Source organism: Pseudomonadota bacterium, assembly GCA_039193195.1.
Taxonomy (GTDB): domain Bacteria; phylum Pseudomonadota; class Gammaproteobacteria; order Steroidobacterales; family JBCBZW01; genus JBCBZW01.
Window position 1 is genome coordinate 1 of record JBCCWS010000026.1, and the last position, 13,245, is coordinate 13,245.

Below are 13,245 nucleotides of genomic sequence, written 5' to 3' on the forward strand. Positions count from 1 at the left end.
CCATAGCCGAGCTATGGCTGCATTTGACCAACGCCGCGATGGCGCCCGTGCTACTCGCCCTTCGGGTCTGCCCAGGGGCAGCGTCCGCGGCGTTGCATCGCTTGCCAATGGCGATGCCATTGGCTGCGCGACGCGCCTTGCTGACGCTGCCCCTACACAGACGGAGCGTTACCTAATTTGCCAAGCGGCCCACTAGGGTGCCGCGAGCACCTCCTCGCGCGCGGGCATGGAGCGAACCACCACGCCGTGACCATCCGTACTCACACGGGCGTAAGCCTTAGCACGTACTGCGCCAGGGTCGACGACCACGGGCACGGCGAATCCACGCATGCGACGCGCTCCCCAGTCATCGACGGTGCTCACCACGATGTTCAGGTATCGGCGCGAGGCGAGCGTGGGCGTTACCAGGATCTGCTCGCTCCAATGCTCTCGGGCAAGTCGGTGCCCGATGGCAAAGTCTGCTGACTGCACCTCTAGACCCTCTTCACCGATTAGCTTGACCTCAGCCGAGAGCCCCGTGAGGGCACGGAAATCGAGATGTATGGCCACGGGCTCGCCGAGGGTCGGGGGTGCCGCCAACCGCCAGCTCAAGGAGATCGGCGCCTTGCTGGCGAAGGCCGTGGCCGGTAGGTGGCTGTGCGCGTACTTGCCGAACGCGGGGTGGCTCGTCCCCTCCAGCAAGGCAGACGGATAGTCCGCATCCTCGGCGCCGAGCATCGGCTCAGCGGCGAGGCCCGGAATTGACACCAGCAGCGCCAACGCCAGCACGAGGCAGGGGCTTGTGACATCTGCGTTCATAACACTCTCCTAGCTGATGGCAACGGACACATCGAGGCAGGCGCGCCCACTTGGCACACCGCTGCCCAAATTGGTGAACACGAAGCTCGCTTCGTAGACCTCTACTAGGTAACGCCCTGGCGCCAACACGGGCGTTGTCATCGTCTCTTGGCCATTCAGCTCGAGCTGAGAGATGGCCAGGAATCCACGTTGCCAAAGGACGATGTCAGGGTCGGAACCGGCGGGACCCGTTACCCGCACCTCGTAGCGTGCGGATGTCGTGACGTCGAAGCGTAGGAAGCGTCGGTTGGACAGCTTGTTGAAGTCACCGAAGTTATCAATTGAGCAAACGGTTTGCGCTGGTCCGCCAACGGTGAGCTCCGTGTACACAGGCAGCACATCCGCGTTGCCCGCGTCGTTAGTCTCCGTACTCGCGAAGGGCTCGATGGTGGCACTCACTATATTCTGAGCGGCTACCACGGCATCGATCGACGCCGCATCCGCCGGGCGCGCGATCTTGAGCGCATCGATGTAGCTGAATACGGTGGTGAAGGCGTCGCTGTCGCGCTGAGTGCCGATCAGGACGTCGTAGAGCGGCTGGAATCCAAGGGCGATGTTGTCGACACCATCGTCATCTGCATCGAACAGATCGTAGAGGATCGACTGGGCCGAACCCTCGCTGTACCACCCAGGGTTGGCGTTGTTGTTGCGATCGACGTCGATCGTGAAGCCGAGCGACTGATCGTTGCCAAAGGAGTCCTGGGTTACCGGATCGCCCAACGCGATTCCCGCCCAGGCGTAGCCGAAGCCTTCGCTGAAAGCCACGCGGGGGTCGAGGATGTCTGCCGTCGTGTGCGGGCCGCCGACGCTGTCGGCGCGCGAGAGCGTGTCTTCGAAGAAGTGACCGAACTCATGAACCACGACATGACCGTCGTACTCATCCGTGTCGTTGTCCTCCGCGCCCAGCACGAAGATCTCGTTTGCGCTGTAGAAGGTGGTCCCGATCTCACCGTTGGCACGATTGCCGGACACGGGACGATTGTCAGGGCTCCAATTGACCGTCAGGGCTTCGAAGCTGACGTCAGGGTCCACGGCGAGCACGGCCAGGCGGGCCTCATTGACCGAGTCGAGGATGGCGAAAGGGCCCGCCGCGCGGGCGCTGGCGTAGGAGAAGCCGTTCCAACCCGTCTGCGCCGTCAAGTTGCGCACGGAGTCGGCGTCGCCGCTGCTCGCCACGGCCCCGTCCAGCACGTACAGCGCACCGTTGCTGGTGTTGTCCACGACCTTGAAATTCCAGCGTCCGCCTGGATCGACCATCTCAGCACGGGCGCGGATGAACAGCTGCGTCTGTCCTGGTACGACGATGGCGTAGTCGCCAGCGTCGTCCGTGCGCGTGGTCTCGAGCACCGTGCCGCCACCGTCGACCGCCTGCACCACCGCCTGGCGCACGGGCGCGTCGAAGGTGGCACCGTAGTCGAGCGGGCCTGTTCCCAAGTGGGGGACGCGCTCGAATTGGATCTTGCCGCTGATCGTCACATCGGGGACGTTCCCGCCTCCGCCTCCGCCTCCCGTGCCGCCACCACCACCAGGGTCGCCACCGCCACTATTCCCGCCGCCGCCACAAGCCGTGAGGCCCAGCGCGGCCGTCATCAGTAGGCAGAGGAGGATCCCAGGTCGGGCGACCCTTCCGTCGACTGCTCTCATAGGTTGGTCTCCAGCTCAGCCATTGTTCACAGCATGCCGTGACTTATGCACGGATCCCGCACGAGTGCCGTGGCACAGTTTGCGGTTGGCGAAACCGCCGGGATGGAACCCGACGCTACCTTGGGGCTAGTTTGGCGCGCCAAGGCTGAACTGGCCCTGAAGCGCGCCGACTTGTGGCGCTGCTATTATCGCGCCGGCGGGGGATCCCCTAGCAAGCAGGATCCCTCAGTCACCTCCCAACAGCAGCCTCGAGTCGAGAACCTAATGAGCAACGCGATACTCGTGACCGGCGGAGCCGGCTACATCGGCAGCCACGTGGTGCGCCAGCTCGGCGAGCGCGGCGAACGTACGGTCACCCTGGACGACCTCGCCACCGGCTTTAGCGATGCCGTTCTATACGGCTCGCTGGTGGAAGGCAACACCGGTGACCGCGAACTGGTGATGCACCTCCTCGACGAACACCAGGTGGACGCCGTCATGCACTTCGCCGCTTTCACCATCGTGCCGGAGAGCGTCGCAGATCCCCTGCGCTACTACCAGAACAATACGGCTGCCACATTGAACATGCTGCGCTGTTGCCGCGAAGTGGGCGTGCGACGTTTCATCTTCTCCTCCACCGCTGCCGTCTACGGCACACCCGCTTCCGGCGTTTGCGAGGAAACCGATCCGACCGCCCCTATCAACCCCTACGGCAGCTCAAAGTTGATGAGCGAGTGGATGCTGCGCGACCTGTCTGCTGCGGGCGACATTGACTACGTGGCCCTGCGCTACTTCAACGTTGCTGGCTGTGATCCTGGGCAACGCATCGGCCAATCGACGCGCAAGGCAACACTGCTCACCAAGGTGACGTGTGAGGTAGCTGCTGGCGTGCGCGACCACGTCAAGATCTTCGGCACGGACTACGACACGCCGGACGGCACCGGCGTGCGTGACTACATTCATGTGGAAGACCTCGCCGATGCCCACGTGCGAGCCCTCGATCACCTGCGCGGTGGCGGTGACTCGCTCACCCTCAACTGTGGCTACGGTCGCGGATTCAGCGTGCGCGAGGTGATCGATGCCGTGGCTCGCGCCCACGGCAGCCCCCTCAAGGTGATCGAGGAAGGTCGCCGTGCCGGCGATCCACCCACGCTGATCGCCCGCGCTGATCGCATACGCGACGTGCTCCAGTGGAGCCCGCGCTACGATGATCTCGACGTCATCGTGCGCACCGCGCTCGCCTGGGAGCACAAGCTGAAGGAGCTACGTAACTCATGAGCCATACTGGCCTGATTCACGGGCTACTGCTCGACGCTGCGGCCCGTTGGCCGCAGGCAAGCGCGGTGTTGCACGGCAAGCGAGAGCAACGATACGTCGAGCTGGCGAACGACGCGCGCGCCGTAGCGAACGGGCTGATGGCCCACGGACTGGAGCGCCAGCAGCGCGTTGCCGTCTACCTGCCCAAGCAGCTGGAGACCGTGGCCAGCCTGTTCGGCGCAGCGACCGCCGGCGGCGTGTTCGTGCCCATCAATCCGGTGCTCAAGCCACCGCAGATCGCGCATATCCTCAACGACTGTGACGTGCGGGTGCTGATTACCGCCAAGTCCCGCCTGCGCCAGCTCTCGACCACACTAGCCGACTGCCCAGCCCTGCGCCTGGTCGTGCTCACGGACGCCAAAGCGGACGAGGCGCTCGAGCCGCTAGGCGACTGCCCGGTGATCGGCTGGCCGGCGCTTATCGACGCCCCCCCAGCCACGCCCCATCGGGTGATCGATCGAGACGTGGCCGCGATCCTCTACACTAGCGGCAGTACGGGCAAGCCCAAGGGCGTCGTGCTGTCTCACGCCAACATGGTGGCGGGCGCCATGAGCGTAGCAGAGTACCTGGAGAACACCGCGGAGGACCGCCTCCTGGCCGCCCTGCCCTTCAGTTTCGACTACGGCTTCAGCCAGCTCACCACGGCCTTCAGCCGCGGCGCCAGTGTCGTGTTGCTGGACTACCTGATGCCGCGCGACGTAGTACGCGCCATCGAGCAGCACGGGGTAACAGGTCTAGCCGCCGTTCCGCCCCTGTGGGTGCAACTGGCAGGGCTCGAGTGGCCCGACGCGGCGCGTCGTACGCTTCGCTATGCGACTAACTCCGGCGGCGCCATGCCAAAGCGCACCCTCGCCGCCTTACGCGAGTCTCTACCTAACACTAGCTTCTACCTAATGTACGGACTTACTGAGGCTTTCCGGTCCACCTACCTGCCGCCGGATCAGGTGGACGCGCGACCCGACTCGATCGGTCGTGCCATCCCGAATGCCGAAGTGATGGTACTGCGTCCCGATGGCACTCCCTGCGATCGTGACGAACCTGGCGAGCTCGTGCACCGCGGCGCCCTCGTATCCCTCGGCTACTGGAACGACCCCGAGCGCACGGCACGCCGATTCAAGGCCTTGCCCACCAGCAACGGCTCGCCGCTAGAGGAGATGGCCGTCTGGTCTGGCGATACGGTGCGCATGGACGTGGAGGGCTACCTCTACTTTGTCGGCCGCCAAGACGACATGATCAAAACCTCCGGCTACCGCGTAAGTCCGGCGGAGGTGGAAGAGGAGGCCTACGGCTCCGGTGCCGTCGCCGAAGCAGCCGCCGTTGGCGTGAGCCACCCAGAGGCGGGGCAGGCGATCGTCCTTATCTGCGTGGCCAAGCAGAACGCACAGCCCGAGGAAAGCGAAGCGGCACTGCGCAGCCACTTGCAGGGCCGCCTACCGAACTTTATGCAACCTGCTGCCGTGGCCTGGGTTGACGGTCTACCGCGCAACCCCAACGGCAAGCTCGACCGCACCCAGCTGACAAGCACCTACGCCAAGCAGTTCCACGAGGATGGCGAATGAGCGAAGCGAAAAAGAAGGCTCCACCGGCGCACGCCGAGCATCCGTTCTTCCACAGCGGCGCAGCCAACGGTTTTTTGGAGGTGGATGGGCGCCCCCTGGACCTGCTGGTAGAAGAGGCCGGCGGCACGCCGCTGTTTATCTACTCGCGAAGCGCGATGGCGGCGCGCGTGAAGGCTTTGCGCGACACGATGCCAAAAGCACTGCATCTGCACTACGCCATGAAGGCCAATCCGATGCCCGCCGTGGTCGGCTACATGGCGGGTCTGGTGGACGGCCTCGACGTCGCCTCCGGCGCCGAGCTGCGGGTTGCCCTTGACGCGGGGATGCCCGCGGAACGGATAAGCTTCGCGGGCCCGGGCAAGCAGGAAGGTGAGCTAACGCAAGCTATCGCCGCCGGCGCCACCATCAATCTCGAGTCCGAAACAGAGATGCGGCGCGCGGCCGCCATCGCCGAGCGCCTCGACATGCCGGCCAAGGTGGCCGTGCGCGTCAATCCGGATTTTCAGCTGAAGACTTCAGGGATGAAGATGGGCGGCGGCTCGCAGCAGTTTGGGGTCGATGCCGAACGCGTGCCCGAGATGCTGCGGGAGGCGGCCAGCCTACCGGTTCAGTTCACTGGCCTGCACATTTACAGCGGCTCCCAGAACCTGCGTGCCGACGCCATCATCGAGTCTCAGACCAAGACCCTCGCCCTCGCCGCGCAGCTCGCTGACGCAGCGCCTGCCCCGATCACCCACGTCAACATCGGCGGCGGCTTGGGTGTTCCTTACTTTCCGGGGGAATCACCCCTCGATCTCGACGCGGTGGGCGAGGCGTTGGGGCGCACGATGGCAGATCTCCCAGCGCCCCTGCGCGAGTGCCAGATCATCATGGAGCTGGGACGATTCCTCGTGGGCGAGGCCGGCCTGTACGTGTGCCGGGTGGTCGACCGAAAGATATCCCGAGGACACCCGTTCCTGATCACCGACGGCGGCCTGCACCACCAGCTCGCCGCCTCCGGCAACTTCGGTCAAGTGCTGCGCAAGAACTATCCGGTGCTTGTCGCCTCGCGCATGCACGAACAAGCGCGCGAGGTGCAGTCCGTGGTGGGCCCCCTCTGCACGCCTCTGGATCTGCTGGGCGACCGCATGGCACTGCCGCCGGCCCAAGAGGGGGATCTGGTGGTCGTGCTCCAATCCGGTGCCTACGGCCCAACCGCCTCGCCCAGCGCTTTCCTATCGCACCCGGGCGCTCGAGAGATGCTGGTGTAGGAGAGTGCCCCTTAGCGGGGGTCGTGCGGATCCTGAGACATAGTGTCGGGATCCGCCGAGGGACCGAGATCCAGGGCTAGCACCAGTGCGTCCTCACGTCCGTGGGGTGCCTTGTAGTAGGCCGTACGCCGGCCGATCGTGCGAAAGCCGAGCGAGTCATACAGGCCGCGAGCGGCGTGGTTAGTTGGCCGCACCTCCAGAAACAGGCGCGTCGCGTTGAGCAGCGCCGCCTCGGCTATGACCTTATCAAGGAGCTTGCGACCATAGCCCCGAGCACGCGAGTCCACACCGACGCACAGGTTCAATAGGTGCGCCTCACCCACCGCCACGCTCATGATGGAGTAACCGTGCGCCACGCCGCCTTGCTCCGCCACGCGGCAGCAGTAGCCCACGCGCAGGCAGTCACGAAAGATGGACTGGCTCCACGGGTACTGGTAGGCGCCCTTCTCGAGCGCCCACACCGCGGGCAGATCGTCCTCGCTCATGGCGCGAACGATTGCCGAGGCCTCTGCGCTGGCCGCACTCATGCACTGAGCTCCATGATCAGGCGCAGGTCCTCCCACGCCTTGCGTTTCTCGCCGGGACTGCGAAGCAGATAGGCCGGATGGTAGGTCACCACCAACGGCACCGGGCCGCTGTCAGTTTGCCACTGATGGGCGCGTCCGCGAAGCCGACCAAGAGGCGTATCGACGCCCAGCAGGCGTTGGGCGGCGATACGCCCCAGGGCGATGATGACTTTCGGTCGTATAAGGGCGATCTGTCGCTGCAAGTAGGGGGCGCACTGGGCGGCCTCGTCGGCGCTCGGATCACGGTTGTTGGGCGGACGGCACTTGAGCACATTGGCGATGAAGACTGCCTGGCGCTCGCGTCCGGTGGCGTGCAGCATGGCATTGAGCAAATGACCGGCGCGGCCGACGAAGGGCTCGCCCTGGCGGTCCTCCTGCGCACCGGGGGCCTCTCCAACGAACATCCAGTCGGCCTGAAGACTGCCGACGCCGAACACCGTGTTGGCACGCGTGCGGTGCAGGCCACAGCGCTGGCAACCGGCCACCGTGGCGCGCAGGGCATCCACGTCCATGGCCTCGACGTCGATCGTGTCCGCAAGCGGCGGGGGAGCGGGAGCGGGGGCCGGCACGGCTCCAGCGGGCGCCGACGCGGGAGCAGCCGGGGCTGCCTCCGAGTCTCGCGCGCGCCTCTCGCCGGCCTCGGCGCTCTCGCCCGCCGCTCGCAAGGTCCAGCGCTCGATCCCCATCAGCGCGAGTGCGCGACGGGCGCGTCGGTCCAACCCCACCGCCATATCTCCCCAGCCTTACCTGCAACGGCGCTCAGGGTACCGCCCACATCGACGGTACCGCCATCCCCGGCACCGCCCCCGGACCCTAAGCGGGTAGAATCCCCTAAATTTTGCGCCGGTCGCCGCCGGCGCACGCCTTGACGCCACGCCTCGCGTGGCCAACTCGAAGGACCGTAGATCGTGCGACTCTCTACCCTGCCCCTGCAGACCGCCCGCGAGGCGCCGGCCGACGCGGAGATCATCAGCCACCAGCTGATGCTGCGCGCGGGGCTGATCCGCAAGCTGGCCGCGGGCCTGTACTCCTGGATGCCGCTCGGCTTGGCCGTGCTGCGTCGGGTCACCCAAGTCGTGCGAGAGGAGATGGACGCAGCTGGCGCTCACGAGCTGCTGCTGCCCTCAGTCCACCCCATGGAGCTGTGGCAGGAAACCGGTCGCTGGGACCAGATGGGGCGCGAGCTACTGCGCCTGCAGGACCGCCACGAACGTTGGTTTTGCTACGGACCGACGCACGAGGAGGTGATTACGGATATCGTTCGCCGCGAGATCCTTAGCTATCGCCAATTGCCCGTCACCTACTACCAGGTGCAGACGAAGTTTCGCGATGAGATCCGTCCCCGCTTCGGCGTAATGCGCTCGCGGGAGTTCATCATGAAGGACGCCTACAGCTTTCACGTGGGTGCGCAGTCGCTAGGGGAGACTTACCAGCGTATGCATCAAGCCTACACGCAGGTATTCGAACGCCTCGGCCTGCGCTTTCGCGCGGTCACCGCCGACAGCGGCAACATTGGCGGCGCCGTGTCGCACGAATTCCACGTACTGGCCGATTCCGGCGAGGACGCGATCGCGGTCAGCGACGAAGGCCCCTTCGCGTCGAACGTCGAGCTCGCCCCGGCCCCCACCCCCAGCACGCCCCGCCCCGCCCCGGGCGCGGACATGAGCAAGGTGCACACGCCCGGCGCACGGACGATCGATGCGCTTACCGAGCAGCTCGGCATCGCCGCTTCAACATGTGTCAAGACCCTACTTGTCGAGGGCAGCGAAGACGGTGGGCTGGTCGCACTCTTGGTGCGCGGAGATCACGAGCTGAACGCGGTCAAGGCGCAACAGCTAGACGCTGTCGCATCGCCCCTGCGCATGGCCTCACCCGAGGCTATCCAGCGAGCAGCCGCCTGCCCGCCCGGATACCTCGGCCCGGTCGGTCTGACCTGCCCCATCATCGCTGACCACGACGTGCTCGCTATGGGCGACTTCGTCTGTGGCGCGAACGAGAAGGAGCAACATCTGACTGGGGTGAACTTCGGCCGCGACCTACCCGACCCGAAGGGCGCTGATCTGCGCAACGTCGTCACAGGCGATGTGAGCCCGGACGGCGTCGGCACGTTGGAGATCGTGCGCGGCATCGAGGTGGGCCACATCTTCCAGCTCGGGGACAAGTACAGTACGGCGATGGGCGCCGCCGTCCCGGACGAGAGCGGCGAGCAGCAAACGCTCCAGATGGGCTGCTACGGCATAGGCATTACGCGCATCGTCGCCGCGGCCGTCGAGCAAAACCATGACGAGCGCGGCATCATCTGGCCGGCAGCGCTCGCCCCCTACCAGGTGGCCTTGGTGCCGCTCAACGCGCACAAATCCTACCGCGTGCGCGAAGCGGCCGATGCCTTGTACGAGCGCTTGGGCGAGGCGGGCTTCGAGGTCCTGCTCGATGATCGCGACGCCCGCCCCGGCGTAAAGTTCGCCGACATGGACCTCATCGGCATCCCCTGGCGCGTGGTGATCTCCGAGCGCGGCTTAGACGCCGGCACCCTTGAGCTCAAAGACCGGGCGGCCGCTGAGCCGGAGCACGTTGCAGACAGCGACCTGATCGAACGCCTGCGCGCGGCACTCGGCCGTTAACCTGAGATTCTCGAAGCTTGCCCCCATCATTTGCGCACAGGGTAGGAGGAGTGGGTCAGCCTCGTGTGAGCGATGGGCGCGCCACAGCATCTTCCCGATGGGCACTCGCCGCACTTGCGGCGCTCCTCGCGGGCTCCCTCGCGCCAGCCCAGCCTTCCGACACGCAGTCGCCAGACCCTGCGCTGCGGCGACTGCTCGTCGACGCGGTCAACGATGCCGAGAGCTTCCGCGATCGTTTCGATGCGGAAGTGTGGCTGGTGGACATGTCGACACGCCTCTCGCGAAAGCTGCCCGACACCAAGGAGCGACTCGAACTGCTCAAGCTAGTGCATGCGGAAGCCGCCCGGGTCGATCTTGCGCCTGAGTTGGTGCTGGCAGTGATCGATGTGGAAAGCAACTTCGATCGCTACGCCATCTCCAGCGCCGGTGCGCGCGGACTCATGCAGATCATGCCCTTTTGGTTGGATGAGATCGGTCGCCCCGATGACAACCTCTTCAAGGTACCGACCAACCTGCGCTACGGCTGCACGATCCTGCGCTACTACTACGACATGGAGAAAGGAGACCTAATCCGCGCCCTAGCGCGCTACAACGGCAGCCTCGGCCGGCGCACCTACCCGTACAAGGTGCTAGATCGTCTGCGCTCCCGCTGGTATCGACTCTAACGCTATCCGGCACTAAAGCCGCCGGGCACGCCGTCCTCGCCTAGGCGGATCTCCTCAACCTGCACCGCCTCCACGCGGGCGAGCAGGGGCCCGCGGTGCAGCCATTCGAGCAGACGGTCGAGGGCCTCAGGGTGGCCGCAGGCGAGCACTTCGACACGGCCATCGGGCAGGTTGTGGGCGTAACCTCGGATACCTAGGGCTTGAGCTTGGCGAGCGGTGCTGGCGCGGAAGGACACGCCCTGTACGCGACCGCTCACCCGCCAGCGCCGCACCTGATATGTGGACGACGAATGCTCAGGCGACACGCCAGAGGAGTCTCAGCGGTTTTCGGGGAGATTAGCCCGCGCGATGACCCGTGCCTCGACGGCGCGCGAGTGCGCGCTCACAGCATCCGTGCGAGCACCGCGGTAATCCTGCTCCTGCAGCTTCTCCTCGGCGCTCGCCAGCAGCATTTGAGCAGCGTTGAGGCGAGCTGTAGCGTAGCGATCTGCGCCGGCGTCTTCGGCAGCCATGATCGCCTGACGCGCATCGCTGAGTTCCTGCACCGGCGGGGAGGAAGCGCAACCGACGGCCAAACCAGCCACGACTCCGGCCATCGCCGCCAAGGTGATACGTCTCATCATTCTTGTCTTCGCGTGCGTCTACCGACTGTTCGACGTTAGCAGCGGCTCAAACTACCCGTCAAGCAGGGCCGAAGGGAGACTTCAATTGTCGTGCATTCGCAGCATGTCGCGTACGAAGGGCACAGTGAGCCGGCGCTGCTCCACCAGCGAAGCCTCGTCGAGTCCGTCCAGGAGTGCACACAGGGAGTGCATATCGCGGCGTGCACGGCGCAGCAACCAGCTGACCGTCTCCTCGGGCAACTCCAGCCCTCGGGCGGCGGCGCGCAGACGTAAAGCCGCGCCGGCCGCCTCGTCATCCGGCGCCTGCAAACTGGCATGTAGCCCCGACCGCAGGCGCGAGGCCAGATCGGCCAGCTGCGGCCCGCGCGCCGACAGGGGTTGTCGTGCGGCGAGCAGCAAACGCCCGCCTCGCCGCTGCAAATCGTTGTACAGACGCATCAATGCCACTTCGGACTGGTGGTCCCCGAATGCGCCATCCACCCGATCCAAAACGACCAAGGCCAACTGTCCCCAACCCTCCAGAGCTGTCGTCAGACGCACCGAGGGGAGATCGCCAAGGGAGAGGTACCCGCACGGACGCGTCCCACCGCCTGCCCTGTCCTGTCCTGCACTGAAGCGTGCACAGGCGGCCTGCAACAGGTGGGTCTTGCCGCTTGCCGATGGGCCTGACAGCACCAGGCTGATGCCATCGATCCCGGCGTCGACAAACGCCACCAGGCGCTCCAGGGTCGCGCCATTCGCACCGGGGTGGAAGGTGTCGAGCGTCGCGTGATCGGCCAGGCGTACGCCGAGCGGCAGTTGGCGCATCGTCTCAGCCTCCCGATGCCCTCTCGCCGAGCAGCTCAGCGAGACCCCGCACCATCACCGGTCAGACCCTGGGCCGGAAGTGACAGCCCGGGGGTCATGGTGACCGGTGCGCTCTGATAGTCGAAGCGTAGCGTATCGGGCAGTACCCCACGACCATCGTTCGTGGGAACGAGGAAATCCGATAGCTGCAGCAAGCGTTCGAGCTTGGCTGGCTCGTAGCGTGTCGTCAGCGACAGCATCAGCCGCCCGGCGCGCGCCTGGCGCAGGTCCACCCGTTGCACCAGGTCCAGCCGTCGCAGATAGGCGAGGGTGCGCTCGTAGGCAGTGGCGTTAGCGACTCCGTTTAGCTCCAAGGCCACCTGGCGCACGCCGATGGCCGCGTAGGCGGCGTAGCGCGAAGCCAACACATCGGCGAGGTACTCGGGACCGGACTCCAGTCCGCCAATCCAGGGCTGGGACTGCGCGTCGGCGAACAGCTGCCAACGCACCTGCCAGATACCGTTGGTCGTTCGATCGCCCTCGCCCATGAGAATCACGTCGGCGCCCAGGCCACCGGCTAGCACCTGGGCCGGATGAGTGGCGTCGTCCGCAGTCGGTAGCACGGCGGTGGCACCCGGGCGATCGAAGCGTGGGGCGTCGTCCGCTGGCGCGGCGTCCAACGGCGTATCGGCGAGCGCCGCTTGCGTGGGCAACAGGAGCGGTAGGCCGCGGCGATCGGCCGCGCCAAACAAGCTAGCGGGCACCTCGCCCTCATCCTCGCTCGTCAGGTAGCGCACACGCCAGGCGATGCCAGCGCCGCGCACGGGTGCCCCAGGGCCCGGCGCCTGCAGATCGCTCTCGAGCGCGTCGGGCGGCAATTTGAGCAGCACCAGAACATGCGGCCGATCGTCATCCCAGTACGGCAGACCAGCCGCGAGTACGGCTTCGCGGGTAGCAGCCTCATCGAACACGTAGCGCAGCGTTCGGCGAGAGCTGAAACCCTGTTGCTGCACCAGTTGCTCAGCCTGCGCCAACACTGGGGCGACCAGTGCCGAGCCCGTCACCTCGGCGAGGCCAGTCACCTTGACCAGAACCGCGGCAAGGGCGCGCTGGGCCGTCGCTTGCGACGCCGCTCGCTCCCCGGCGATCAGATCGATCGACACGCCGTAGAGATCATCGACCGTGGAGGCGGAGCCCAGCAACGGGGCGAACATCATCACCCAAGCGAGCCACGCACGCCCGATACTCGATGCTCGCTGGGAAAACGGATAAGCACCGTCCCAGTCGGTGCCACGGCGCTCTGTCGCACATGATGTCTCGCGCATGATTTGGTGACTTCCGCGAAGGTGAGCTGGGAACCGCCAGGTGCGGGCGCTTGGGACAGCCTCCGGTGGCGCG

Annotated in this window: 13 protein-coding genes; 5 read left to right on the forward strand and 8 right to left on the reverse strand. The window is 65.9% G+C overall.

The genetic code is table 11. The features are described from left to right. Positions 1 to 192: 192 nt before the first annotated feature. Positions 193 to 798 (reverse strand): hypothetical protein, encoded by a 606-nt coding sequence (locus tag AAGA68_17835; protein MEM9386927.1) that lies wholly within the window; start codon positions 796 to 798, stop codon positions 193 to 195. 9 nt (positions 799 to 807) lie between these two features. Next, positions 808 to 2,481, reverse strand: a complete 1,674-nt coding sequence (locus AAGA68_17840; GenBank protein ID MEM9386928.1) for a hypothetical protein — start codon at positions 2,479 to 2,481, stop codon at positions 808 to 810. Positions 2,482 to 2,745: 264 nt separating this feature from the next. Between AAGA68_17840 and galE the strand changes: the two genes are divergently transcribed. The 3 genes from galE to AAGA68_17855 are packed head-to-tail and all read left to right on the forward strand — an operon-like array spanning position 2,746 to position 6,586. Next, positions 2,746 to 3,738, forward strand: coding sequence for a UDP-glucose 4-epimerase GalE (gene galE / locus AAGA68_17845; protein ID MEM9386929.1), 993 nt, complete (start codon positions 2,746 to 2,748; stop codon positions 3,736 to 3,738). Beyond that, positions 3,735 to 5,336, forward strand: a complete 1,602-nt coding sequence (locus AAGA68_17850; protein ID MEM9386930.1) for an acyl-CoA ligase (AMP-forming), exosortase A system-associated — start codon at positions 3,735 to 3,737, stop codon at positions 5,334 to 5,336. The genes galE and AAGA68_17850 overlap by 4 nt, the downstream gene beginning before the upstream one ends. Beyond that, positions 5,333 to 6,586, forward strand: coding sequence for a pyridoxal-dependent decarboxylase, exosortase A system-associated (locus AAGA68_17855; protein MEM9386931.1), 1,254 nt, complete (start codon positions 5,333 to 5,335; stop codon positions 6,584 to 6,586). The genes AAGA68_17850 and AAGA68_17855 overlap by 4 nt, the downstream gene beginning before the upstream one ends. A gap of 11 nt (positions 6,587 to 6,597) precedes the next feature. On the opposite strand, the gene rimI is transcribed toward AAGA68_17855, so the two are convergent. Then, positions 6,598 to 7,113, reverse strand: coding sequence for a ribosomal protein S18-alanine N-acetyltransferase (gene rimI, locus AAGA68_17860; GenBank protein MEM9386932.1), 516 nt, complete (start codon positions 7,111 to 7,113; stop codon positions 6,598 to 6,600). Further along, on the reverse strand, positions 7,110 to 7,871 hold the full coding sequence (locus AAGA68_17865) for a uracil-DNA glycosylase (GenBank protein MEM9386933.1): 762 nt from the start codon (positions 7,869 to 7,871) through the stop codon (positions 7,110 to 7,112). Before AAGA68_17865 ends, rimI begins: the two co-directional genes overlap by 4 nt. Positions 7,872 to 8,060: 189 nt before the next feature. Between AAGA68_17865 and AAGA68_17870 the strand changes: the two genes are divergently transcribed. Together AAGA68_17870 and AAGA68_17875 are read left to right on the forward strand one after the other, a co-directional pair. Next, entirely contained in the window at positions 8,061 to 9,773 is a 1,713-nt protein-coding gene (locus AAGA68_17870) for a proline--tRNA ligase (protein ID MEM9386934.1), read from the forward strand. A 65-nt stretch (positions 9,774 to 9,838) separates the two neighbouring features. Next, positions 9,839 to 10,438 carry a lytic transglycosylase domain-containing protein gene (locus AAGA68_17875; protein ID MEM9386935.1) on the forward strand — a complete coding sequence of 200 codons (600 nt, stop codon included), beginning with the start codon at positions 9,839 to 9,841 and terminating at the stop codon, positions 10,436 to 10,438. 2 nt (positions 10,439 to 10,440) lie between these two features. Here AAGA68_17875 and AAGA68_17880 read toward each other — a convergent pair whose 3' ends face one another. The 4 genes from AAGA68_17880 to AAGA68_17895 form a co-directional block, all read right to left on the reverse strand. Beyond that, positions 10,441 to 10,743: an acylphosphatase gene (locus AAGA68_17880; GenBank protein MEM9386936.1), complete on the reverse strand. Its 303-nt coding sequence runs from the start codon at positions 10,741 to 10,743 to the stop codon at positions 10,441 to 10,443. Positions 10,744 to 10,755: 12 nt separating this feature from the next. Next, on the reverse strand, positions 10,756 to 11,061 hold the full coding sequence (locus tag AAGA68_17885; GenBank protein MEM9386937.1) for a DUF4398 domain-containing protein: 306 nt from the start codon (positions 11,059 to 11,061) through the stop codon (positions 10,756 to 10,758). Between the two features lie 81 nt (positions 11,062 to 11,142). After that, positions 11,143 to 11,868, reverse strand: a complete 726-nt coding sequence (hda, locus tag AAGA68_17890; protein ID MEM9386938.1) for a DnaA regulatory inactivator Hda — start codon at positions 11,866 to 11,868, stop codon at positions 11,143 to 11,145. Positions 11,869 to 11,903: 35 nt separating this feature from the next. Further along, a complete protein-coding gene (locus AAGA68_17895; protein MEM9386939.1) occupies positions 11,904 to 13,172 on the reverse strand; it encodes a DUF2066 domain-containing protein in 1,269 nt (422 codons plus the stop codon). Positions 13,173 to 13,245 lie beyond the last annotated feature (73 nt).

Bases quoted from the DNA above. Each gene is read 5' to 3' on its own strand.
- AAGA68_17835 (MEM9386927.1), bottom strand. From the start codon at position 798: ATGAACGCAGATGTCACAAGCCCCTGCCTCGTGCTGGCGTTGGCGCTG.
- AAGA68_17840 (MEM9386928.1), bottom strand. From the start codon at position 2,481: ATGAGAGCAGTCGACGGAAGGGTCGCCCGACCTGGGATCCTCCTCTGC.
- galE (MEM9386929.1), top strand. From the start codon at position 2,746: ATGAGCAACGCGATACTCGTGACCGGCGGAGCCGGCTACATCGGCAGC.
- AAGA68_17850 (MEM9386930.1), top strand. From the start codon at position 3,735: ATGAGCCATACTGGCCTGATTCACGGGCTACTGCTCGACGCTGCGGCC.
- AAGA68_17855 (MEM9386931.1), top strand. From the start codon at position 5,333: ATGAGCGAAGCGAAAAAGAAGGCTCCACCGGCGCACGCCGAGCATCCG.
- rimI (MEM9386932.1), bottom strand. From the start codon at position 7,113: ATGAGTGCGGCCAGCGCAGAGGCCTCGGCAATCGTTCGCGCCATGAGC.
- AAGA68_17885 (MEM9386937.1), bottom strand. From the start codon at position 11,061: ATGATGAGACGTATCACCTTGGCGGCGATGGCCGGAGTCGTGGCTGGT.
- hda (MEM9386938.1), bottom strand. From the start codon at position 11,868: ATGCGCCAACTGCCGCTCGGCGTACGCCTGGCCGATCACGCGACGCTC.
- AAGA68_17895 (MEM9386939.1), bottom strand. From the start codon at position 13,172: ATGCGCGAGACATCATGTGCGACAGAGCGCCGTGGCACCGACTGGGAC.